The 22,699-nt window shown below is 47.3% G+C and carries 20 protein-coding genes; 14 read left to right on the top strand and 6 right to left on the bottom strand.

Going from position 1 to position 22,699, the window contains the following annotated elements; all coding sequences use genetic code 11:
• Window positions 1–8: 8 nt before the first annotated feature.
• The 5 genes from nfuA (at window position 9) to ACYX4J_RS11905 (ending at window position 4,447) form a co-directional block, all read left to right on the top strand.
• Window positions 9–599, top strand: a complete 591-nt coding sequence (gene nfuA, locus ACYX4J_RS11925) for a Fe-S biogenesis protein NfuA (RefSeq protein ID WP_282933143.1) — start codon at window positions 9–11, stop codon at window positions 597–599.
• Between the two features lie 256 nt (window positions 600–855).
• Window positions 856–1,728, top strand: coding sequence for a patatin-like phospholipase family protein (locus ACYX4J_RS11920; RefSeq protein ID WP_476176676.1), 873 nt, complete (start codon window positions 856–858; stop codon window positions 1,726–1,728).
• Between the two features lie 316 nt (window positions 1,729–2,044).
• Complete coding sequence (locus ACYX4J_RS11915) at window positions 2,045–2,914, top strand: patatin-like phospholipase family protein (RefSeq protein WP_476176675.1); 870 nt, start codon at window positions 2,045–2,047, stop codon at window positions 2,912–2,914.
• 239 nt (window positions 2,915–3,153) lie between these two features.
• The gene (locus ACYX4J_RS11910) at window positions 3,154–4,029 is read left to right on the top strand and encodes a patatin-like phospholipase family protein (protein ID WP_444897564.1); all 876 of its coding nucleotides are present in this window, start codon (window positions 3,154–3,156) and stop codon (window positions 4,027–4,029) included.
• On the top strand, window positions 4,013–4,447 hold the full coding sequence (locus ACYX4J_RS11905; protein ID WP_413665513.1) for a nuclear transport factor 2 family protein: 435 nt from the start codon (window positions 4,013–4,015) through the stop codon (window positions 4,445–4,447). Before ACYX4J_RS11910 ends, ACYX4J_RS11905 begins: the two co-directional genes overlap by 17 nt.
• Window positions 4,448–4,480: 33 nt before the next feature.
• On the opposite strand, the gene ACYX4J_RS11900 is transcribed toward ACYX4J_RS11905, so the two are convergent.
• On the bottom strand, window positions 4,481–5,476 hold the full coding sequence (locus tag ACYX4J_RS11900; protein WP_476176674.1) for an endo alpha-1,4 polygalactosaminidase: 996 nt from the start codon (window positions 5,474–5,476) through the stop codon (window positions 4,481–4,483).
• 202 nt (window positions 5,477–5,678) lie between these two features.
• Complete coding sequence (gene hrpB, locus ACYX4J_RS11895) at window positions 5,679–8,243, bottom strand: ATP-dependent helicase HrpB (protein ID WP_476176673.1); 2,565 nt, start codon at window positions 8,241–8,243, stop codon at window positions 5,679–5,681.
• A 125-nt stretch (window positions 8,244–8,368) separates the two neighbouring features.
• Between hrpB and ACYX4J_RS11890 the strand changes: the two genes are divergently transcribed.
• Together ACYX4J_RS11890 and ACYX4J_RS11885 are read left to right on the top strand one after the other, a co-directional pair.
• Window positions 8,369–8,833, top strand: a complete 465-nt coding sequence (locus tag ACYX4J_RS11890; protein ID WP_444897561.1) for a cupin domain-containing protein — start codon at window positions 8,369–8,371, stop codon at window positions 8,831–8,833.
• Window positions 8,834–9,033: 200 nt separating this feature from the next.
• Window positions 9,034–9,984 carry a D-alanine--D-alanine ligase family protein gene (locus tag ACYX4J_RS11885; RefSeq protein WP_444941962.1) on the top strand — a complete coding sequence of 317 codons (951 nt, stop codon included), beginning with the start codon at window positions 9,034–9,036 and terminating at the stop codon, window positions 9,982–9,984.
• Between the two features lie 152 nt (window positions 9,985–10,136).
• Here the strand turns inward: ACYX4J_RS11885 and ACYX4J_RS11880 are convergent, their stop codons facing one another.
• Window positions 10,137–11,255 carry a KamA family radical SAM protein gene (locus tag ACYX4J_RS11880; RefSeq protein WP_476176672.1) on the bottom strand — a complete coding sequence of 373 codons (1,119 nt, stop codon included), beginning with the start codon at window positions 11,253–11,255 and terminating at the stop codon, window positions 10,137–10,139.
• A 1,009-nt stretch (window positions 11,256–12,264) separates the two neighbouring features.
• Between ACYX4J_RS11880 and ACYX4J_RS11875 the strand changes: the two genes are divergently transcribed.
• From ACYX4J_RS11875 to ACYX4J_RS11860, 4 genes are all read left to right on the top strand, one after another.
• The gene (locus ACYX4J_RS11875) at window positions 12,265–12,594 is read left to right on the top strand and encodes a DMT family transporter (RefSeq protein ID WP_413665519.1); all 330 of its coding nucleotides are present in this window, start codon (window positions 12,265–12,267) and stop codon (window positions 12,592–12,594) included.
• A 315-nt stretch (window positions 12,595–12,909) separates the two neighbouring features.
• Window positions 12,910–13,416: a DoxX family protein gene (locus ACYX4J_RS11870; protein ID WP_444905513.1), complete on the top strand. Its 507-nt coding sequence runs from the start codon at window positions 12,910–12,912 to the stop codon at window positions 13,414–13,416.
• A gap of 94 nt (window positions 13,417–13,510) precedes the next feature.
• Window positions 13,511–13,948, top strand: coding sequence for a cupin domain-containing protein (locus ACYX4J_RS11865; RefSeq protein ID WP_444913556.1), 438 nt, complete (start codon window positions 13,511–13,513; stop codon window positions 13,946–13,948).
• A 175-nt stretch (window positions 13,949–14,123) separates the two neighbouring features.
• Window positions 14,124–14,870: a putative adhesin gene (locus tag ACYX4J_RS11860; RefSeq protein ID WP_476176671.1), complete on the top strand. Its 747-nt coding sequence runs from the start codon at window positions 14,124–14,126 to the stop codon at window positions 14,868–14,870.
• A 175-nt stretch (window positions 14,871–15,045) separates the two neighbouring features.
• Here ACYX4J_RS11860 and pcp read toward each other — a convergent pair whose 3' ends face one another.
• Both pcp and ACYX4J_RS11850 read right to left on the bottom strand, forming a co-directional pair.
• A complete protein-coding gene (gene pcp, locus ACYX4J_RS11855; protein ID WP_444913559.1) occupies window positions 15,046–15,714 on the bottom strand; it encodes a pyroglutamyl-peptidase I in 669 nt (222 codons plus the stop codon).
• Window positions 15,715–15,809: 95 nt separating this feature from the next.
• Complete coding sequence (locus tag ACYX4J_RS11850; protein WP_444932989.1) at window positions 15,810–16,229, bottom strand: ester cyclase; 420 nt, start codon at window positions 16,227–16,229, stop codon at window positions 15,810–15,812.
• 277 nt (window positions 16,230–16,506) lie between these two features.
• On the opposite strand from ACYX4J_RS11850, the gene ACYX4J_RS11845 reads away from it, so the two are divergent.
• From ACYX4J_RS11845 to ACYX4J_RS11835, 3 genes are all read left to right on the top strand, one after another.
• Window positions 16,507–17,874, top strand: a complete 1,368-nt coding sequence (locus ACYX4J_RS11845; RefSeq protein ID WP_476176670.1) for an efflux RND transporter periplasmic adaptor subunit — start codon at window positions 16,507–16,509, stop codon at window positions 17,872–17,874.
• The gene (locus ACYX4J_RS11840) at window positions 17,871–20,996 is read left to right on the top strand and encodes an efflux RND transporter permease subunit (RefSeq protein ID WP_476176669.1); all 3,126 of its coding nucleotides are present in this window, start codon (window positions 17,871–17,873) and stop codon (window positions 20,994–20,996) included. The genes ACYX4J_RS11845 and ACYX4J_RS11840 overlap by 4 nt, the downstream gene beginning before the upstream one ends.
• Before the next feature lie 304 nt (window positions 20,997–21,300).
• Window positions 21,301–21,747, top strand: coding sequence for a GNAT family N-acetyltransferase (locus tag ACYX4J_RS11835; protein ID WP_444897554.1), 447 nt, complete (start codon window positions 21,301–21,303; stop codon window positions 21,745–21,747).
• Window positions 21,748–21,775: 28 nt separating this feature from the next.
• Here ACYX4J_RS11835 and ACYX4J_RS11830 read toward each other — a convergent pair whose 3' ends face one another.
• Window positions 21,776–22,672: a LysR family transcriptional regulator gene (locus ACYX4J_RS11830; protein WP_444897553.1), complete on the bottom strand. Its 897-nt coding sequence runs from the start codon at window positions 22,670–22,672 to the stop codon at window positions 21,776–21,778.
• Between the last annotated feature and the right edge of the window lie 27 nt (window positions 22,673–22,699).

The following is a 22,699-nucleotide window of genomic DNA, read 5'->3' as shown; positions in this document are numbered from 1 at the left end:
GAGCCTATATGTCTGATTTGAATGTCACTATTACTGAACCCGCTCAGGAATACCTGAAAGAGCTGTTGGCCAAACAGGACTGTGAGGGAATTGCCATTCGCATGTTTGTTTCCAGTCCCGGCACACCTAACGCCGAGACTTGTATCGCCTACTGCCGCCCGGGAGAGGAGGAAGAAGGTGATGTGATGTTGGAAATGAACGGTCTCAAAGCTTACTTTGAAGGGCGCAGCGTTCCCTATCTAGATGATGCTCGGGTCGATTACTCTTCGGACAAGATGGGCGGGCAGTTGACTATTCGCGCGCCCAACTCCCGTATGCCGAAAATTACCGACGACAGTCCTATCCAGGACCGTATCAACTATGTTTTGTACAACGAGGTTAATCCGGGCCTGGCAGCTCACGGTGGCCAGGTAAGCCTGGTAGAGGTGACCGAGGATATGTTTGCTGTGTTGAAGTTCGGTGGCGGCTGCCAGGGCTGTGGCATGGTTGATATGACCTTGAAGGAAGGCGTGGAAAAGACTCTCAAAGAGAAAATCCCCGAATTAGCAGGCGTGAAAGATATTACTGACCACACCGACAAGTCCCAGGCCTACTACTGAGTTCCTGAGACCATTCTGAGTCGGCCAAGTGGCTCAAAAGAAAAAGGCGAACCTTGTGTTCGCCTTTTTTATTGCTGTGAATCTCTCAGGTTAGATCCCGCGTAAGCCTCCCTACGAACTACTCCCACACTGTATATATTTGAAATATTCCTCGGTGCTTTTGAGGCGCTGGGGCAATGTAAAGTGCCGGTGCAGCGATCCAGTGATTGGTCATGCTTGTGATTGCTTGTGCGCCAACTCCAGGGAAGAACAATCTATGTTTGACCAAGTGGTGTTTGCCGGTGGCGGCGTGCGCTGTACCTGGCAGATCGGCTTTTGGGAGTCGGTTGCAAAGGAAATTGATCTGGCACCTAGGGTGGTCAGTGCAGTATCCGCTGGCTCCCTGGTTGCCAGCCTGGTTCTGATGGACAGGTCACTCGACGGGGTGGATTACTTCGTTTCGGCATTTAAATCCAATGGGAAAAATATCCATTGGGGCAATATGTTTCGCAAGGACCCAGTATTCCCGCACTATACAATTTATCGGCGAGCATTAAGCAACTTATTTTCTGGGGGCTTTGATCAACTTAGGGAAGCCTCAGACCTACGTATTGGAGTCAGTACTTCGCCGAAATGGCTGCCTGGTCCGATCGCGTTAATGATTGGAGCAGCGATTGATTACTCTGATACTTATATTTTCCCGAACCTTCACCCCACTACTGCACTTAAATTGGGCTTCCGCCAATCTTTTTATAAGGTTCGCCACTGTTCGGATCCTTCCCAGTTAGAGAAGCTGGTTATTACTTCATCCTGTACGCCACCTCTGACACCGCGTCTGAAGCAGGGCGGTGCAGAGGTATTGGATGGAGGGGTTGTAGATAGTGTGCCTATTGGTGGGCTGGATACCGCTGAAGGACGGGTGCTTATTTTGCTAACCCGACGTTTCCCGCAGCTGCCGGACCGTTTTACGGTACAAAAATTTAACCAGGAATGGACATATGTTCAGCCCTCTGGACATGTTCCACTTAATGTTTGGGATTTTGCCAGTCCGGAAGAGGTGAAAGATACTTTCCGTATGGGGATTGCAGATGGCCGTGCATTTTTAGCGGCACTGAGTGGCGAAGGGCGGTTACTTGAGAGTCCTCCCTGATGTGACTGGGGATATCTTGAATTACTGATTGGAAGGTTACGATCTTAAGGTTACTCATAGGTTTGCACTGAGTGTTGAGATAAAGACACCTTTAGTCCCAATGCCTAGTTGGTTTGAAAAGTGAAGCCTTTTTTATATCTATTTGTATCAAGGTGGTTGGCAGGTTTGCTGATTGTGATGCGTAATAGTTGGGAGAGAGCCATTAACTGTGATCTCGCTTTAACGCTTGGTGGCGATAGAGACAAAAACTCCTGCCTAAAATTAAAATCAAAAATACCCGTATTTATTTCGATAGCCTTTTCTAGAGGGTGTCGTCATGTTTGATCAAATGGTTTTTGGTGGCGGTGGAAGCCGTTGCACTTGGCAGCTTGGTTTTTTGTTATCCCTAAGTCGCGAATTACCGATCCGGCCAAAAGTTGTTTGTGCTGCATCCGGAGGCAGCATGGTAGCAGCACTCATGCTTACGGATCGCTGCCGTGAGGGTGTTAATTACTTTCACTCTGTTTGCAAAAAAAATGAAAGGAATTTCTACTGGAATAATTCATTCCGCAAAGAACCAATTTTTCCGCACTTTGAGATCTATCGCAAAGGGGTACACGAATTTTTTCACGATAGTCTTGAGCCTCTACGTCAATCTGCCGACCTCAGAATTGCAGTGACTTATCCCCCGGAATGGTTGCCTGTGCCTCTGGCACTGACGCTGGGGCTGGCAATTTTCTATTCTAACAAACACATCTTTCACGACTTGCATCCAAATACAGCGTTACATCTTGGGTTTCGCCAGATGTTTCACCCCGTGAGTAAATGCAAAGATGGGACAGATCTTGAGCAGCTTATTTTGAGTTCCTGCTGTGCCCCCCCCATATCCCCAAGGTTGTCGCTTGATGGTGCAGAGGTGCTGGATGGAGCTCTGGTAGGTAATGCTCCGGTCGCCGGATTGGATGCTAGCAAAGGGCGGGTTCTGATTTTGGATACAGGGAGCTTTCCACACCTACCGAACAGTTTCAGTGTGCAAAGGGGGGATCAGGTGTGGACTTATGTTCAGCCTTCCAGTCCGTTGCCCATCGGGATGTGGAATTTTGCTGACCCCGGTGCGATGAGGCACACCTTGAAAATTGGGGTTGCAGACGGTTATGCCTTTCTCGATGCGCTGCTGTCCGGTAAGGAACGCCTGGTGGAAATTTGAGTATTCAGTGAGTTCAGGATCAAGACGATCAGTTGCACAATACTTGTGATTCGATTAGCTTATGCAATTAGTTGCATATTGTTGTCGTCATCAATATGTCATCATGTAGGCTGAAACTAATTGGTCATAAGTGTCAGCGGTAATGCAAAGAGCGGCCTGAAACTGCACTTGAGAGGATGTAAAACACAGAATGGACTCAGGAAGTTCCAGCCGGAAGGCTGCTGCAGGGAAGCGAGATCATGTTTGACCAAGTTGTTTTTGCCGGTGGCGGTGGGCGGTGCACCTGGCAGATTGGCTTTTGGGAGTCCATAGCCAACGAAATTAGTCTTTCTCCGAAGGTGGTTACTGCGGTTTCGGCAGGGGGCCTAATGTCGAGCCTGGTGCTGATGGGTAAGACGGAGGAGGCTCGAGAGCATTTCTGGACTGCGTTCGAGACTAATGAAAAAAATGCTTATTGGGGAAACCTTTTTGGTAAAGAACCTGTGTTCCCCCAATATGGAATCTACCGCAATGCGATGTTAGAGCTGTTTCGCGATGGACTGGAGACCCTTCAGCAGGGCGCAGAGTTGCGAATTGCGGTTGTTCACCCACCAAAAGGCCTATCTGGGGGTTTGGCTTTTGGAGTGGGGGCCATGGCCTACTATGCCGATAAGCATTTTTTACGCAGCCTTCACCCCAAGATCGCCCAGCGCTTAGGTTTTAAGCAGCAATTTTATCGAGCCCGGGATTGTTCCAGTATTGAGGAGTTGGTGGACCTGATTTTGTGCTCCTCCTGTACGCCGCCATTCACCCCAAGACTTAAGTTGCGGGGGCGAACAGCACTCGATGGTGGGGTGGTAGATAACATCCCGGTGGCAGGGCTGGATAATGGAAAGGGAAGGGTGCTGGTGTTGTTGACCCGTCGTTACGATCAGTTCCCGGACATATTTACACAGCGCAAAGGCGATCAGGATTGGACTTATGTCCAGCCCTCGAAACCGCCATTCATCAGTGTTTGGGATTACACAAATCCTGAGCTAGCCCAAAAAACTTACGAGTTGGGGTGTGCTGATGGGAGAGAATTTTTACAAAAACAAGTGAGTGAAGAGGAAGTCTCCAATGAACAATTCCAATAATAAAATAGCGGAATCGATTGCCCTATGGCACGAGATGGTCGCTGCGCGGGATCTGAGTCGCTTACCAGCGATCGTTGCAGAAGATGCTGTTTTTCGTTCACCGGCATTTTTTAAGCCCTACCACAGCTCCGCTGCTGTGTGCCTGATTCTCAATACGGTGATGCAGGTTTTTGAGAGTTTTGAATACGACCGTGAATTTACTACCGAATCGGGACACGATCTGGCTCTTGAATTCGCAGCCTCCATCGGTGATAAGAGCCTGAAGGGATTGGATATTATCCGCTTTAATGATGAAGGTAAGATTATTGAGTTTGAGGTGATGATACGCCCGCTCAATGCCCTGCAAAAACTGGCAGAGGAAATGTCCGGGCGACTTTCCCAGTATGTGACTCAATATAAGGAAACTCAGCAGGCCTGATGCCTGCTGAGTGAAAGCGTTGGGGCCTAATGATTACTCATCGTCGGAATCGAAGTATTCAAATGCATCGATCCCATCCATATAGGCCCCATCGAATCCTGCATCAACGATCATATAAATATAAGAATCATCGTTGCCGAAGATAATTTTCTGCCAGCCCTCCTGCCAGTACTTCACGTAGTAATTACCTGGCTCGTCGGATATTTCCCCCAGTAGCCATTCGGGAGGGGTGTTGTACCAATAGGATTTCCAGTAATAGCGATCGTCTTGTGCTTCGCCGACATTGACATAGGCCAGCACTAAGCGGCGCCCACCATTTTCTTTTACCCTGAGCTGCTCAATTTGTTCTTCTGTGTAAGGTTCACCGTCAAAGAAAAAGTCGATTATCAATATGTCGTAATCGGTTTCACTCAGTTTATCGATGAAATCTTGAGGCGTAGAGTAGTTGCTGGTATTGGTGATATTGATAAAGTTTTTGGCTTCCTCAAGGTCATCAATGTCCAGAGAGTTAACATTGAAGGGCTCATCGGGATATAGCGGTACATCGTTCAGGAGTTCGCTATCTGCGGCAAAAGAAATATACCCAGCTTCTTCGTTATTCTCATATGACTCTTGAATATCCCGCTCAATATTGGTGAAGTCCGTGATTAGGATTGTATCCCCTTCATCTTTCGCCAAGTCCAGGTAAGTTTGGAGGCGCTTGGTTTCTGACTCGCTGGTGGGCTCGTTGACAACACCATTTGCGCCAAAGAAGAGGGCCTCCTGTGCAATGCCGTCTGTGGCATCCAGGTAGGCTTCATCGACTGGACCAGTGGTAGTGGTTGTCGTAGTAATCAACTCAACCCCATTCTGGGGTACGATGAGAAAGTGACGGTTGATGCCCTTGGCGTAGGCGCTGATATCCTCTACCAGGTAACGCATTTCCTTATCGTACTTGATAGTTGACTGATTCAAATCATCGGGAAGATCATCGAGGCTACAGCCAAATATCAGTAATGGGCTGAGAGCTGCTAAGAGTATTCGGCGCAAAATACATCTCCATTGCTACGAGTTAGAGTTTGTTCTGGTTTTGGGGCGTCGCTGCGGGCCAAAATAATTCAGACTATCTCTATTGGCGCGAGTTCCTATCCCTTGCGGCAGCTTATGCTATCCGGTTGTTGCTGAATGTTAACTTAACCGCCGCCCAGAAAGTAATTTTGCTGCCTCAGGGGCAGTGAATCTAAAAAAAGAACTACCGTCCCATATCCATTCTCTTCTTCGTTTTAGTAGTAGCCTCAGCCGTCAGGGGATCATCGGGCCAGTAGTGCTTCTGGTATTTGATACGCAACTCCTTCTTTACCTCTTGGTAAGTATTGGCCCAGAAATTCACCAGGTCACGGGTAATTTGAACGGGGCGCCGTGCCGGAGAGAGCAAATGAATCATCAATGGATAGCGGTTTTTTAGAATTGTTGGAGTTTGTGCCAATCCAAATAGCTCCTGCAGGCGCACAGCCAAAACAGGTGGGGTTTCTCCGTAGTCGATTCTTATCCGGGAGCCACTGGGAACCAGGTAGTGACTGGGGGCCAAGTCATCGAGTTTTTGTTGCAAGTCCCACTCAAGCTGTCCGCGCAAAATGCTTTGCAAGTCAAGCTGCCCTAGCTGCTCAAGTTTGCTGAACCCCTGCAAATGAGGTAGCAGCCAATCCTCCATGGTCTCCAATAGAGCCTCATCACTCCAGTTTGGTACTCGAGTGTCGCCGAGAAAATCCCCACACTCTTCACTTTGGCGTAAAAATTTCACTCGAAAACGTAACTGGTTAGCTTCTGTGTTCCAGGGGAGGGAGGAGAGACCTTTCTTTCGTACGGCTTCTAATAATGCGCGACTGAGGGTCTCCGGGGGAATATCTGCTGCAGGCCGCTGGTGTAAAACCAGCGCCCCCAATTGCGTTTGCTGTAGGGCGACAGCGCGGCCGGTAGTCTCGTCCCAGCGAACTGAAATCTCTTCTTTGATCTGGGCGGCGAAATGCGACTTCAAAGCGGGCAGGGAAATCTCTGCTGCCAGCTGGATACTTGCATCTCGGCCCTGGCCATCCAGTTCGGCAATGACCAAGTATTCGCTTAAAGCTAGGGCGTCATCATGGGAGAAATGTGCGCCTCGGCCACTGGAGAGTAGAAACCGGCGGCCGGTATCACTGCGCGATTTCGCAATACGGTCTGGGTAGGCGAGTCCAAGCAGGGCACCAGTTTCATCGGAGTGATCGATACTCTGTGGTGCAGGACTTGAACTTGACTCAAATTTCTTTAATTGAGAGAGCCAGGTTTTAGACTGCTGGCGTATTCTGTGAGCAGTACCGCGATCTACCCGCCGATCGTTGCCTTGGGACTGCAGAGCCTGAATCCGTTTGCTAATGTCCCGATCCCATCGTGCTTCGCCACGGAAAATATCCCGTTCAGATAGTAGCGCTGCCAGCAGGCAGGCCTGTTCCTGCAATCCCCAGCCGACACTGGCAACTAACATATGTGCGAGGCGAGGGTGGGCGCCAAAGGCCAGCATGGTATTCCCGTGAGAGGTAATACGCAGTTTGTCATCCAGTGCCCCCAGTTGCTGCAAGAGCTGTTGGGCCTGGGCCATAGGTCCTGGGGGTGGTGTGTCGAGCCAGTTGAGCTCGCTGACATCGGTAACCCCCCATTTGGCTAATTCAAGTGCCAGGGGAGCCAGGTCACTGCGGGTGATTTCCGCTGTATTTTTGGCGCTCAATGACCGCTGCCGGCCCTCACTCCAGAGTCGCAGACAGTAGCCGGCGCTGAGGCGCCCGGCGCGCCCTGTGCGCTGGGTAGCTGAGGCCTGGGAAATCGAGCTTGTCACCAAACGATTCATGCCACAGTTGGGATTAAAGCGCGATTCACGCATTAATCCTGAGTCGATAACTATTCGGATGCCCTCAATCGTCAGGCTGGTCTCGGCCACATTTGTAGCCAGTACGATTTTTCTCGTGCCTGGTGCCGTTGGTGCTATCGCCTGATCCTGCTGCTCACGGCTCAGATCCCCAAAAAGCGGTGCAATAATAATGCGGCCCTTTTTCGTTTCCTCAGATAGTCGCTCCTCCAATAAGCTCTCAACCTGTTTGATTTCGGCGACACCAGGAAGGAAGGCGAGAACACTACCTTCTTGTTTACCTAAGGATGCGACAACTTTACTTGCCATCAAAGCCGGGATTTGTCGTTTGTCCTCGGGCTCTTCTCGTTGGTTCAAGTATTCAATATCGACGGGATAGCTGCGTCCTTCACTGGATATGATGGGTGCGTTATTTAGTAGTGAGGAGATGCCGCTGGTATCCAGGGTGGCAGACATCACCAGAATCTTGAGATCCTCGCGAAGATACTCCTGGGACTGAAGACATAAGGCGAGGGAGAGGTCGGCTTGCAGGCTGCGCTCATGAAATTCATCGAATATGACCAGAGCACTGGATGCCAATTCAGGGTCAGCCTGTAAGAGGCGCGTGAGAATTCCCTCGGTTACAACCAGGATGCGAGTCTTCTTGCTTGACTTCCGCTCGCCCCGGACCTGAAATCCAACGGTATCACCAACTTTCTCACCCAGCTGGTTAGCCATGCGCGCCGCTGCCGTTCTAGCGGCCAAACGTCGCGGCTCCAGCATAATAATATTCTTTCCGCTCAACCAAGGCTCATCTATTAATGCCAGTGGTACGGCGGTCGTTTTACCCGCTCCGGGGGGTGCCTGGAGCACGACATTACTATGCCCTCTCAAGGCCTGGAGCAGTTCGGGGAGGATACTGTGAATAGGTAACTCAGACATGGGCGCGATTATAGTGATTTCGCAACATCGGTGATACCAGCACTGTCCGGTAAGCTGGCTAGCTGCTGGCTGAACTATATTCTCCCGTAACTAGATGGTTGCTTCCCAGGAGAAAGGAGAGTGCGATGAGTGTGAATGTCCGGCGAGTTGTTACAGGGCACGACCCAGAGGGAAAGCCAGTAGTGCTCATAGATGATCAGGGTTTGCATACCAGTAGTTGGCGGCCTCATATGGTTCAGCAGCAGTTATGGACTACTCAGGACTTGCCCGTAGAGCTTTGTGAAGATGGTAGAGACAACGGCGGGAGAAAATTTGATGGAACTACGATTCCGGGAGGCTCGGTTTTTAAGGTCGTAGAATTTGGGCCGGGAGTTACGCCACGATCTCACCAAACTGACAGCATTGATTATGCGGTAGTGATGTCTGGGAATATCGAGATGGAAATGGGAGATGAGGTTGTTGTGAAGCTGTCTGCGGGAGATGCACTTGTCCAGCGGGGGACAGTTCATAATTGGGTCAATCGAGGTGAAGAACCTTGCGTGATAGCTTTTGTGCTAATTAGCTCTACGGGCAATACGGCATTTGGTTAGTTGTCTTTATTAATGGTTACTTGCAAGTACTTTCGACTTCAACCCTATCCAAAACTCAGTACTAATGAAGGTTATTAACTTCTTTTTTACGTTCACTTTTCCGGGTAGGGGCTGGGGGGCGTTAAAGTGAAAATCAGTTGCGTAGCTAATATTCCAGTCCGGCATTCGATAGATTGTGTAGTGGCAGCGGAGCATGATTGATGCGTATCGGTATAGTCTACGACCTTCGTGATGATTATCTCGGGATGGGGTTTAGTGAAGAGGACGTCGCTGAACTTGATTACCTGGAGACGATAGATGCGATTCACGATGCGCTTACCTGCGCAGGCCACCATATCGAACGGGTCGGCAATATTTACAGATTGGCGCAGCAACTGGTTGAAGGTAACACCTGGGATCTAGTGTTCAATGTTGCTGAGGGGATGTATGGAACGGGGCGCGAAGCACAGGTTCCCGCTTTGTTGGACGCCTGGAAGATACCGTACACATTTTCTGATCCATTTGCCAGCACAGTGACTCTTAATAAGGAGATGACCAAACGCATATTGCGGGATATGGGTATACCAACGGCACAGTTTGCAGTTGTTCGAAGCGTTACAGATGTCAATCGAGTGGAGCTTGAATACCCTTTGATGACAAAGCCGCTCAGGGAGGGAACCAGTAAGGGGGTATCGCCTGAGTCCAAAGTTATCGACAAGGCAGCTTTGAAAAACCGCTGTGAATACCTTTTGAGTCGATTTAATCAGCCAGTACTGGTTGAAACATTCCTACCTGGCCGAGAGTTTACTGTGGGTTTTTTGGGGACGGGTGCAACTGCCGAGTGCATTGGCGTGATGGAAAAGTTATTGGGCGATGAACCTGTTTATTACAAGTATGATGGAGCTTTCCCCGGCCGGCTGGTTGACGATGGTCAGGCGCTAAAGGTTCGAGCAATTGCGCAGAAGACTTGGGAAGTACTTGAGTGTCGTGATGGTGGTCGAGTTGATATTCGCTATGATGCACAGGGAGCCCCCATGGTTATGGAGGTCAATGTCCTACCCGGTTTGCGGCCTGAAGTTTCTGAACTGCCCGTGATGTGTGAATTGGCGGGTATTCAGTATGGGGCCATGATCAACCGCATTGTGGAATCAGCTATAAGCAGTCATTTATAGTTATCCTGGATCCTGTAAAACTCTACGATATATTGTGGTGCAGACTACCGTTGCCAAACACTTGGTGTTTTGGATATCTCAGGAGCATCCAAAAGGCATCAGCGCAATAAATCTGTGACTTATGATTGCCTTCTCTGGTAGTTAGCACTTTGTTACTCCAGATATATACCCGTTTGCCCTCTGAAATTTCGAATGTGCCATTCGCCTTCGATATCGCCTTGTTTTACATATTCGTAGGGCATGACCGGGTTTTTGCCCAGCTCAGTAGTAAGTACATATTGAGGGACCGCAAAACCCGTGATGTGCCCCTGCAATGACTCATAAATCGCCTGTCCTTCCTTCAGGCTTGTCATAAAGTGAGAGACACCGACCACATTATCGCAGTGATAGAGGTAGTAGGGTCTGACTCGTATTTTTACCAGAGCGAGCATCAATTGTCGCATATCATCCGGTGAATTATTTACGCCTTTTAAAAGCACTGTTTGATTTCCCACCGGAACGCCCGCTCTCAGCAAGCGGTCGCATGCAGCGGCGGCTTCTTCTGTGACTTCTTTGGGGTGATTAAAGTGCGTGTTCAGCCACACCGGATGAAATGATGCGAGCATTTCGCACAATTCGTCGGTGATACGTTGGGGGGCCAGTACGGGAAAGCGTGAGCCAATACGAATAATTTCCACATGATTTATTGCTCTCAGCTTCTCCAATAGTTTGGCCAAGCGGTCGTTGGAATACATCAGTGGGTCGCCGCCGGTGAGTAATACATCGCGAATCTGTGGATGTGATTCTATGTAAGCAATATCCTCATCCCAGCTGGTTGCTTCGCCTTGTTCAAAATAACTTTCCGGGCCCACCGTTGTGGTGTGAAATTTCCTTGTGCAATGACGGCAATAAACAGGGCAAACAGACGTTACCAGAAAGATGACGCGATCTGGGTACTTATGTACGACGCGGTTGGTTTTACGAAAATACTGATCACCTACAGGGTCAATGTCTGCACTGTCGGGTACGATGGTTTCCTCTAGTGAGGGAACTGCCTGCAATCTAATTGGGCAATTAGGGTCATCAGGGTCCATTAAGGAGGCGTAGTAGGGTGTAATACTCCACCGATAGATTCCTTTTAGCTTTTGGATAGCGTCAGATTCAGAAGTAGAAACATTGATCCATCGCTTTAGGCCATCCAATGTGCTGATGCGATTGCGCATTTGCCAGCGCCAATCAGACCAGGCCTCGTCAGAGTTTCCCGTTACGGAACGGACTATAATGTTGCGCATAAGTATCGCCGCTTTGCTGTGCATTCATTTGTTGCTGATGGTCTGCCTCGATATCCGAGATTGCCTGTAAGGGGCTTGAACATGGATTGCCTGGATCCAGTAACTTGAAGCAATCATTATGTGTAATGAAATCTGTGGAAGGATTTGATGTTCGTAATGCTTCAAATCTCTGTAGGACTTTCTGCGATATTTTGGGCAGCCAACTTCTGAGCAACCAATTCCAGTGCATTTTGAGACCATACTACTTAGTTTCTTCAATACCCTTGTGAAGTAGGGGGGCTGTGTTTTATCTGCCGCCTTTCTAATAAAAAAAGAAGATGCGATTTTCAGCTGGTAGGTACGAAGAATACTGTTCTGTCGATAGCTTGGGAGAGAAGTGTTTTGCGCTCTAAACGCTAAATCGAGAAATTTGTAATCATCGCGATTGTATGCCTGTAGTAACACAGGTCTAAAAAGGGGTACGTCATTGGCGATATAGGGTGTAACCACACAAATTATACCAAGTATCGGTTTCACGATATTTCAATCCTATATCCCAAATATCGTTTAGTTGTTGCTCTATGCAACTTGCCTGCTACGTGAGGTAGATGTTATTTGGTCCGCACTCCTCTGTTTAATAAATATTTGCACACATTGAGTATTTTTCAACAAGTCAGTAATCGCTGGTATGGGGCCAATATGAGTGTAAAATTAGTCACGATTGTTTCTGGAGGAGTATAAAAAACAGCTGTAATACTACAATTAGATCTATTGGTATCGATAGGCTAGGTAGTTGTCGGGGCTGAAATCTAGCTCTTCTTTTATTGCTGATTTGTCAATGGGAAGACATGAGTTATCTTGGGTAGCCAGAGGGCTGACTGCTGACTGTAAAGTCCAGCATTGTATTTCGTACAGCCGCATAGTAAATAGCAGAATCCCCGCTATTTTCCAATAGCGCTATTCGTCATAAATTTGATAGTATCTAGCTGATCAAGTGATTTGACTACAATAAATTCTAATGGAGTAGAACTTGACCTATTTGTTTTTATTTTTTGCAATCATTACCGAAGTTACAGCTACCCTACTACTTAAGGCTTCCAACGGTTGGGAAAAGTGGTGGCTGGGAATGGCCTCTATCTTTTTTTATTCTCTGGCGAGTCTATTTCTTGCGTTTGTACTAAAAAATATGAATGTGGGAATGACTTATGCCATCTGGTCAGGCGTCGGTATTGCTCTTGTTTGTGCAGCTTCTGTGGTTATTTGGCAGCAAAAGTTTGACGTATACGCTGTGAGTGGAGTTGCTTTGATATTTATGGGTACGGCTCTAATTACTATAAAATCCACTGTGTTTGAGCAGTAGCTTTTTCCTACAGCTTTTATAGGGCGGCTTTACTCAGAGAAAGGCCGGTGAGATTGGATTTACGGTGTAAATGTATCAATGAATTGCTGGCCTCCTCCGAAGAATAGGTTTGGGGCATTCTTTGAAGTGCCTCTTTTGTCATTTAGGTAAACCTGGTTTACCGCAATAATATATATGGTGTTGCGAATTAGGCAATTTTTGCGGTTCAACGGGGTGGGCTTGGCCTATTATTATAGATGACTGTAAACCCTTTTATGATATCTCTTAAAAAGGAAGGTATGGCTGTGGTTGAGTTGTGTGTTAAGGAAGTGTTATATGAAGCAGAGCACGCACGAAAGCTATGAGACTGCAGCTGATTTACAGTTGGCCTTGATTCGAATTTATATCGGGCTCAATTTTACCCATCATTTTGCTGAGAAGTTTGGTCTGCTGGGCGCAGACGCTTACAATTTTGTTGTTCATTATTTTGAGGGGATTGGATACTCATCCTCTATGGTGATTATCTCTGGTATTTGTGCGTTCTCTGCATTTGTTGGATTTACTTTCGGTTTGTTTACGCGGTTTGCCGCTGTTGGGACTGCTCTTTATTTGATGATTGCATTATTTGAAGGGCGGCATTATCTCGCAGGTTTTTCATGGGCAAGTCATGTCAGTGGTATAGATATTAGTGGAAATATACAAACCGTTTATGGTGGGTGGGAATACCCTCTTTTTTGGGCTTTTATTTGCTTATCTTTCGTGTTAACTGGTGGCAGAAAGTGGTCTGTAGATCAATATTTGAGGAAGACAAATTCTTCGGTGTTACAGTTTCTAAGTAGGTGATCTGGATTGTCTGAAACTAGGGTAACCTATGGATAATTAGTGATTTATCGATGAGGCAATTTTTAGCTTTTGCTGATGAGGTGAGATACTCGTAGTGCAAGAAGAAATCGTTCGCCAAGATTTTTATCATCTTTGGTATGATAAAAGAGGAAGGTCAAGAACCACTGTAGGACATTTTTCAGATTTTGAATTGATTCAATACTCCAATCCTGTGCCCGAATATCACTATCGTGATTTGCCTAAAGTTATTCGAAGTGAGTTTGCAATTTTGCCTCCTTGGTGGAAAAGCGATTTTCACTCTACTCCGAACCCTCAATGGGTTATTACATTATCTGGCTGTTGGCGTACGACAACTCGGGACGGTGTTGAGGTGACATATAGGCCTGGAGATGTTCATTTTGGGGGAGATACGCCTGTTAATGGTATAGCTATTGACCAGCAGGGGCATTGTACGATTAATCCCTCCAAAACAGATCCCGCGAAATTACTTATATTAACTGTCGACTCTTTGCTTCCTGCTCCTGAAGAGTGAGTATCTGATAGTTTGCCTAATAGACTCCGGATCATATTTCCTGTAGCTATTGAAAGCTATTTTTGATTAAAAAAATCGCATATTTTAAACATTTACTTTGGCTGTTGGGTGGAATACGATTTTTCTCGAGATAATTCTATTTGTTAACTTAGGCTTTGAAAGCTGGGGAGGGTTTATGCCTGCAAAGGAGTTTTTCAGTAATGTCAAAAGTGCTTTAAAGGATTATTTTGGTAATAAGGCAACAGCGCTTTGGCATACCTTTGATGATTCTGAAGTGGCGGTGGCAGGGAACTATCAGTGTATAGATCTTGATGGTCGTGCTTGGTTGTGGACTCCTCGTGGAATGACAACAAACCGGTTAATTGTAACTGCTCACGGGTATCGCAGAACTACATCCAGTTTCAAAATAGAGCACAATGTTAACCTGCATTTTTACTCGCGTGATAAATTCAGTGTGAATGACCCTGGACTTGGGAGGTTTTATGATCGGGGGGCCAATTCTGTTGAAGATTTAGGTTTAAATGATACTTGTTTTAACTACATCCTGACAAAGTATACCAGTAGCGCTACTAATAGACACAATACTAACAATGAAACTTATACTTCGATTAATGCGATTATGTCTCACAATGATAGCGATAGTCGAAGACGCAGAATTCAGAATGCTAATAATATCGGAATGGTTGCCAAGGCAAATAGCATTCAGTCCTTTCAGCCGCCCAGTATTCTGACCATAAGAAATAGACAGTTTATGGCAGCTGTAAACCTGAAGTGGGTTTTGGATACCTTGGCGAAAAAGGGGCATCACTTTAATGACATTGATTGTCTCTTCTGTAGAAATACTCTTTGGACTGGCACAGTAGTTGTGATGTCGGGTCTATCCGGAGGAGATAAATATAGTGATGATGTTGCTATAAATTAGTAGTACCAGAAGGGGTTGTTTTATAGTGTTAATATGGCCTTTTTTTATTCGGTAAGAGCATTTATTGATCTGCTTGGTGCTTTGAATTATCTCGTTGATATTTCCTTCTTTGTATGTTGATTGCATTGAAATTACTAGTAGGAAAAATATGACCTTACTAAACTGTTCAATTTGATTAGATTTGTAAGTGAGAAGGGATCGGATCGTCAGTGTCCCGCGGGTTAGCTAGTGCGGCTTCAATGGCAGCCTGTATCCCAAGGGCGGCAGTTTCTTTTGACATGCTGGGATTGCCGATATTTTCGGGTAGTGCGGCAATCTGGGGTAGCTGAGGAAGGTGTATCCAGCCGGCGGGGATATTTAGTTGATTAGTCGCGATATAGTGAAGCGCGCCATACATCATATGGTTGCAACAAAAAGTACCCGCAGTATCAGAAATGTCGGCAGGAATACCAATATTGCGCATTGCCATAACCATTGCGCGGATAGGGAGTGTGCTGTGATAAGCGACAGGACCATTTTGTACAGTCGGCTCACCCTGCATTTCAACTCCCCGGTTATCTTTCAGGTTATATCTGGTGGAGTCATTATAATTTTGTGCAATTCTCTCAGCCGTAATGATTGCACGGCCACTGTACTCTCCTAACATCACCACTAATTGCGGTTCTATTTCTTCAATAGCATCTGTGACAACTTCAATGCTTTCAAAGAAATTGTTGGGTATCAAAAGACCATGAATATCACCATTGGCTATTCGTGTTCCGTCCAGCATACGCATAACTGACTCAGCTGGATTTATCGGTGTGTTACCAAAGGGCTCAAAGCCAGTCAATAAAACTTTTGCCATAGAGATATTATCGTAAATAGATACAGAAAGATTGATATATTGTTAGTTGTCAAAGGTAGCGTTGTGCAGGCTACCTTTGACTGGTTCGTGGTCGGCTATTCAACTAAACCTAATTGCTCCAGGAAAGTGTATTTATCCCAGTCCACCCAGCTTTCCACCATTTTTCCATCTTTATATCTATCGGTATGCACGCCAGTCCAACTGCTGGTTTTTCCTGTTGCGTCATACTGTAGGAATTTTCCCGTATGGGTGGCGGTTATCCTCCAGCGGGTGCAGACGTAATCTCCCTCAGAAATTTGCAGCAGAATTTCTAACTTTGTATTGGAGAATCCCTGGTGAAAATCTGCGACAAGTTGCTGCCATCCTTGTACTGTTAGCGCTGAAGTGTCGCCTCCAGCATAAGGCATTTGGTGGTTTTTATAATCCGGTGATAAATAATCTGTCGCTTTGTCGGGGAAGTTGTCCCCCCACAATTCCAGTATCGCTTTTGATGTCTCTTTGTGATTGTTCGTCATTTTTGTCCCACTGTCAGTTAGGTCGGAATTTGGTAGCCCAAGCATAGTTCAGTGAATTTAAGGGGGGAGTGAATCGAAGTGGGATTGAATTCAATATTGATAGTCGATTGATATGAGTTGGCGCAGATTACATGATAAATAAATATATTGAGTAACTACTTTAAGCTTTATAGGGTGTTGTGCGTTCTGCGAACTTTAATAGAGTATTCAACTGCTGGGTTTTAGTGGCACTAGGCTTTTTAAGGTCTGGTTCGGCCAGTTCTTTATGGGTAAAACTATGACAAGTAGCGCAATCAAAGCCTTACTAAAGCGTCGTCGAATGCTACCCGTTTTGATACTTGGTGGAATTTTAATGGCTGTGTCGCTGGTGGCCAGTCGACAGAAACCACAAAGATACGAAGGGCAAGTTCCGGAGCTGCTGGTGGAAGCCATCGAAGTGAAGCGAATGCCTATTCGAGCTGAAACTGTTGCTTTTGGAGAGGTGATGCCGAGCCTTACCCTTGAGGCAAACTCTGAAGTTGGTGGTCGTGTGGTTTCAGTGTCGGCTGATTTGGAACCTGGCGCAATAATATCTGCCGGGGCACCAATCCTAAATATTGACGAAACCAGCTATCAATTGGCCGTTGCTCAAGCGGAGAGTGACCTGGCTGTTTATCGCGCAAAATTGCAAGAACTGGAGGTTGAAAAGGCTAATAGACAGCTTTCGTTGGAAATAGCTCAGAGGACACTGGAATTAGGGGAACAGGAATTACAGCGAAAAGAGCAGTTGGCGGTTAAGGGGATTGTTTCTCGCTCAGCGGCTGATGCGGAGGAGCAACGGGTATTGAAGTTGCGACAAGAAGTTGAACTTCAAAAGGGTAATCTCTCCCTATTTCCCACTCGTAGGCAGGTGATAAAGGCCCAGATAAGTCGTGCTGAAGCGCTGCTTGGTGAAAGTCGCTACCAGTTATCGCGAACCCGGATAAGCCTGCCCTATAACGTGCGGATCGGTGATGTCTATGTGGAGGCTGGCCAGTCTGTTGCCCATGGGACTCGGCTTTTTGTCGCTTATGGTATGGATCAGGTGGAGGTTTCAGCCGAACTGACGATGGCTCAAATAGTGCCTCTTTTTCGGAGTATTGAATCTCCCAGTGATCAAACTCTCTCGCCTGACGACTTCTCAGATGCCTTATTGGGATTGGAGGCCAGGGTTGGACTGGTAGGTGGTATTAAACCGGTGGAATGGCGGGGCAGGGTAGTGAGAGTTGGAGGTACCATGGATACCACAAGCAGAACTCTATCCGTAGTGGTTGCAGTGGATAACCCTTATCGAAATATAGTAGCCGAGGGTCGGCCGCCCCTATTTCGTGGTATGTATGCCCGGATTAAGCTTGTTGCACCTCCTTCGCCAGCTTTGGTTATCCCTCGCAGAGCCATGCATGAAGGGCGGGTCTACTTGGCTGAAAATAATCAATTGAAGATTCGCACCATAACGGTGGACTACTACCTGGGTGATCTAGCTGTTATCCGCTCTGGCTTGGTGCCTGGAGATCAGGTGATAACTACTGATGTTATCCCAGCAATCAGCGGGACGGCAGTATCTGTCATCGATATCAAAAAGGGAGTTTCAGACCTGGCCGTGGCAGCAGAGGAAGTTGGCGAGTGATTCGCTTTTTTGCGATCCACCCAACTGCTGCCAATTTGCTTATGGTGGGTTTGATGCTGGCTGGCTTGTTCGTATTGCCGTCGATGAAGCGAGAGACTATTCCGGAAATCGACAAGTTCGAAGTACAAGTCTCAGTATTTTATCCTGGTGCAGCTACCGCTGAGGTCGAAGACAGTATCTGCCTCCCCCTCGAAGAGGCAACGGATGGCATCCCATTTATTGATGAGCGCCGTTGTGAAGCTGCAGACAATCTTGGCGTGATGAAACTGAAAATGCAGGAAGCAGGTGATATGGGGCAGTTTCTTGCCGACATTGAATCTGCGGTAGGTGCGATAGGCTCCCTTCCTGCTGAGAGCGAAAGGCCAGTCATAGAAGAGCTGGGACGTACCCAGCCGGTGGTGAGTGTTGCCCTAAGCGCAGATTTGCCTTTGATCCAGCTCAACCAATTGGCCGAGCACTATCGCCGAGAGTTACTTCGTCATCCATTGGTGCCCATTGTCAAAATTTCCGGTTTTTCAGACCATCAATTGCAAGTGGAAATTTCAGATTACAATTTGCGAAAGTATGGGCTGAGTGTTGCCGATCTTGCCGCAATTATCGATAAGCAGGCAATTGATATGCCCGCCGGTAAGGTAACTGCACCTGATCGGGAGTATCAGGTTCGTTTTACCGAAAAGCGGCGCACCGCAGCAGAGCTTGAAGAACTTATTGTTGTGAAAGGAATGGATGGCGCAGAGGTGCGATTGGGCGATATTGCCACTATCCACGACAGTTTTGAAAAGGAGGAGGACAAAATCACTTTTGATGGGCAGCGAGCCGCATTGCTTGTTGTTCAGAAAAACAGCGTGGATGACAGTTTGAGGGTGTTGGAAGCGGTTCGCGAATTTGTACAAGCGGAAAATGCCCGTTTGCCGGAAGAAATGCGGTTGATTCTTACTCAGGATAGCGCCTCAATTGTTGCTGATCGTTTAAGGATGATTATTATCAACGCCTGGCAAGGGCTTATTCTTGTTGCGCTGACCCTCTATTTGTTTTTTAGTGGGCGATATGTGTTTTGGGTGGTGATGGGCTTGCCCGTTTCATTTCTCGGCGCCTTTGCTGTGATTACTGCTTTGGGTATATCCATCAATATGATCAGCTTGGTGGGGCTGCTGATTGCAATTGGCATCTTGATGGATGATGCCATTGTGCTTTCTGAAAGTATCGCCACCGAATACCGGGATGGCCGTACACCTCTTCAGGCGGTGGTTATCGGAACCAAGCGTGTTGCAAGGGGGGTTATCTCCTCATTTGTTACTACCGTGATCGTTTTTTCTGGATTAGCTTTTATCAAAGGGGACATGGGGCAGGTCCTCAAAGTTTTACCAATTGTTTTAATCTCTGTACTAGTGGTTAGCCTGATTGAAGCCTTTCTTATTCTCCCCGCCCATTTGCGTCATGCCCTTTTGCACAAGGAAAACCCACCAGCCTGGAAAATCGCTTTTGCTCAGCGGTTTGAGTTGTGGAGAGAGTATGTCGGGCGTGTCGCTGATAAAGCGGTTGAATATAGATATGCTTTTGTCGGCGGCGTAGTGGGACTATTTTTTGTTACGGTGAGTTTACTTCCTGCGGGGTTAGTTAAATTCCAAGGGTTTCCTACATTGGAGGGAGATTTACTACAGGCCCGAATTCTAATGCCCCAAGGAACCTCCCTCGTAGAAATGGAAAAGCTGGTGGCATATCAGAAGAAGGCCCTGTATTTAGCTGCTGAAAACCTCTCAGGGAAAGAGGTAGCGCCTCTTATCGAGCACATTAGTGTTACTTACGGGGTGAATGGCGATGCTTTTGAGACTGGAGCTCATGTAGCCACAATAAATGTCGACCTACTAGCTGCAGAAGTTCGCCATACAAGTATCAGTGAGTTACGTCAGGCCTGGAGTAAGGCTGCTGGTGATATCCCTGGTGCGATCGCGATTTTGTATAAGGAGCCATCGCCTGGTCCAGCTGGACGAGCTATTTACCTTCGCTTGGCCGGGCTGGATATTGATCAGCTAAAAGGAATATCTATACGTCTACAAAACTGGCTGCGCAGTTACGAAGGAGTGGTGAATGTACTAGATGACCTGCGTCCTGGTAAGCCACAGCTGACGGTCCGAATGCGGGAGGGGGTTTATGCTTCTGGTATTGATGCCAGTGTTGTGGCCACTCAACTGAGAGCTGCCTATCAGGGCACAGAGATTGATGAAGTGCAGTATCAGGGAGAGACTTACGAAATTCGTGTTCGAATGGATGAGCCATCTCGCAGTGCGCTGTCACGATTTGACGAGCTTGTCATTATCCACCCTGAAACAAGGCAGCGTGTACCCTTGATGGCAATTGCCGATATTGAAATGCACCGGGACTATGCGCGTATCCAGAGAATAAATGGTGAGCGTGTTGTTACGGTCTTTGCAGATGTTTTTACAGAGAGGGCCAATGCCAGTGAAATTCTGCTGGATACCCAGCAGAACTTTTTTGCACCATTGGAGCAGGAATTTCCGGGCCTAAGGGTAACCATGAAAGGAGAGATTGAGAATAGTCTCATTACAGGTCTATCGATGGGTAAGGCCTTGTTGATCGGGGCAATAGGAATCTATTTACTACTCTCGCTTCAATTTCGTAGTTATACCGAACCTGTAATTGTGATGATGGCGATTCCCCTGGCTTTAATAGGTGTAGTCTGGGGACATATTATTATGGGGCAGAATATGACGATGCCCAGCATGATGGGACTTGTCTCTCTCACTGGAATTGTGGTGAATGATTCAATCCTGTTAGTAGAGTTTGTGAAGCTTCGTGTCCGAAAGGGAATGGACGTTCACTCGGCGGCGAGTCAAGCCAGTCGCGACCGGTTCAGGGCTATTTTCCTTACCTCACTGACAACAGTAGCCGGCTTGCTGCCACTGATGTTCGAAACCAGTCTTCAAGCCCAGATACTGATTCCACTGGTAACCAGTATTGTATTTGGGATAAGTAGTTCAACCGTTTTGATTCTGTTAGTCCTGCCAGCCCTTTATGGCATTCTCAAGGACTTTGGCTTAACTGAGCGAATTCAGGAGCCGCTAGATCGATTACCTGAAGATATCGCCGCTTCTACGACCTAAAGCACCCAGATAATCTTGGTTGTTGAAGTGAAAAAGTAGCCGAAATGAGTGGTAGAAGAAGGAAGACAAAAGAGAAGGCAGTGGTAATACTTTGAGCTCCAGGAAGAATTATTCATCAATTCTTAATTAGCGCACTTGTACGAGTATCCAACATAGGGTTTCGGATTTGTTTTAATAAGTAGTCGAATGTTTCATGTACGTCACGGAATAAGTAGCGAATAGTCCTTGTTGTCCCCCGTACTTCAACTGATAATCAGGAAGATAAATTTGAACTTGCCTTCTTTTGTACAGATTCACTCTCAAAATGATTAGAAAATACAATAAAAATGACTATCCAAGTGTGCTGGATATATATGCCCGTTCAAAACTCGATGAGCTACGGTTTGAAAACCGGAGTTTCAATCTGCTGCCGCTGGATAAAGATCAAAAACGTTTGGCCCAGCTGATGGAGTCGGATATTTATGTGTACGAAAAAGGTGATGTTCTTGGCTATGGTGCGCGATATAAGAATGAGATTCGTGCACTGTTTGTGCATCCTTCGTTTAGAGGTCAGGGGGTAGGGCGGGAGTTGCTGGAGTACCTGTTAGGGGAAATCAGTGGCGCTGTACACCTGCAGGTTGCCAAAACCAACGACCCGGTGAAAAACCTGTATCGCAAATATGGTTTTGTGGTGACCAGGGAGCTGCAAACTACCTACAGTGGGGTCCCTGTACTTGCCAATGAGATGGTTCGCCCCCCCAGCGCCAACTAAATACACAAACACCTATGCTACAGGAGTGTCAGCAGGCGTTGTTCTCAAAACATTCCTCCAGAAACCTCCAAAAGGCATCCAGCTTGGCGGAGGCGGCTCTTCTCTGCTGATACACCGCAAAAAGTGGTCTGCTTGATTGCTGCCAATCCGGCAGAACCTGAACCAAGTTACCCGCCGTAATATCCCGCTCTACCAAATAATCGTAAAGGCAAGCTATACCGGCGCCAGACTGGGCTGCTTGGTAGAGGGAATAGTAGTTATTACTTGAAAAGTAGGGCTTGGGGGCAATCGTGATCGATTCCTGCCCCTTTTGAAAGGTCCAGGAAAGTGGATCGCGGCTGTATTTGTAACACAGTAGTTGGAATTTATTGAGTTGGTCCGGGGAGGAAAAAGACTTAATCCTTGCCAGGTACTCAGGAGATGCTACCAGGAGCCGATCGTGCCGGCCGATTTGATGAGAGTAGAGCGTTGATTGGGGCTGCGCAGGTTGGGAGCGCAATGCCAGGTCAAACCCTTCACCGGTAAGATCCCGAAGCTGATCATCCAAAATCAGATCCAAACGGATATCTGGGTGCTCAGTTGTAAACTTCGGGAGCCTAGGTGCCAGCCAGAACTGCCCCAGAGCCGTTGGGGCGGTAATCCGCAACAGTCCAGAGGGCTGCCCTTTGGAGCTGGTTAGGCGCTCTTCCACTTCCCTAAGATCATTAAGGACACGCTCTGTGGTTTCCAGGTAGTCCCGCCCCGCATCCGTAAGGCTTTGGGATCGGGTAGTACGGTGAATTAGCCGAGTACCCAGTCGCTGCTCAAGCTGTTGGATGGCCTTGCTCACAGCGGACACCGTGGACCCCAATTCCCGGGCGGCACGGGTAAATGACCCCAATCGCGCCACCGTAGTGAACACCTGAATTAAGTGGAACCGGTCCAAAGGAACCTCCAATAATTTCCTGGCAGG

Source organism: Microbulbifer sp. ABM4_008, from assembly GCF_056311705.1.
Note: the sequence above shows the minus strand (reverse complement) of the source record. Positions and strands in the feature narration are given on the sequence as shown.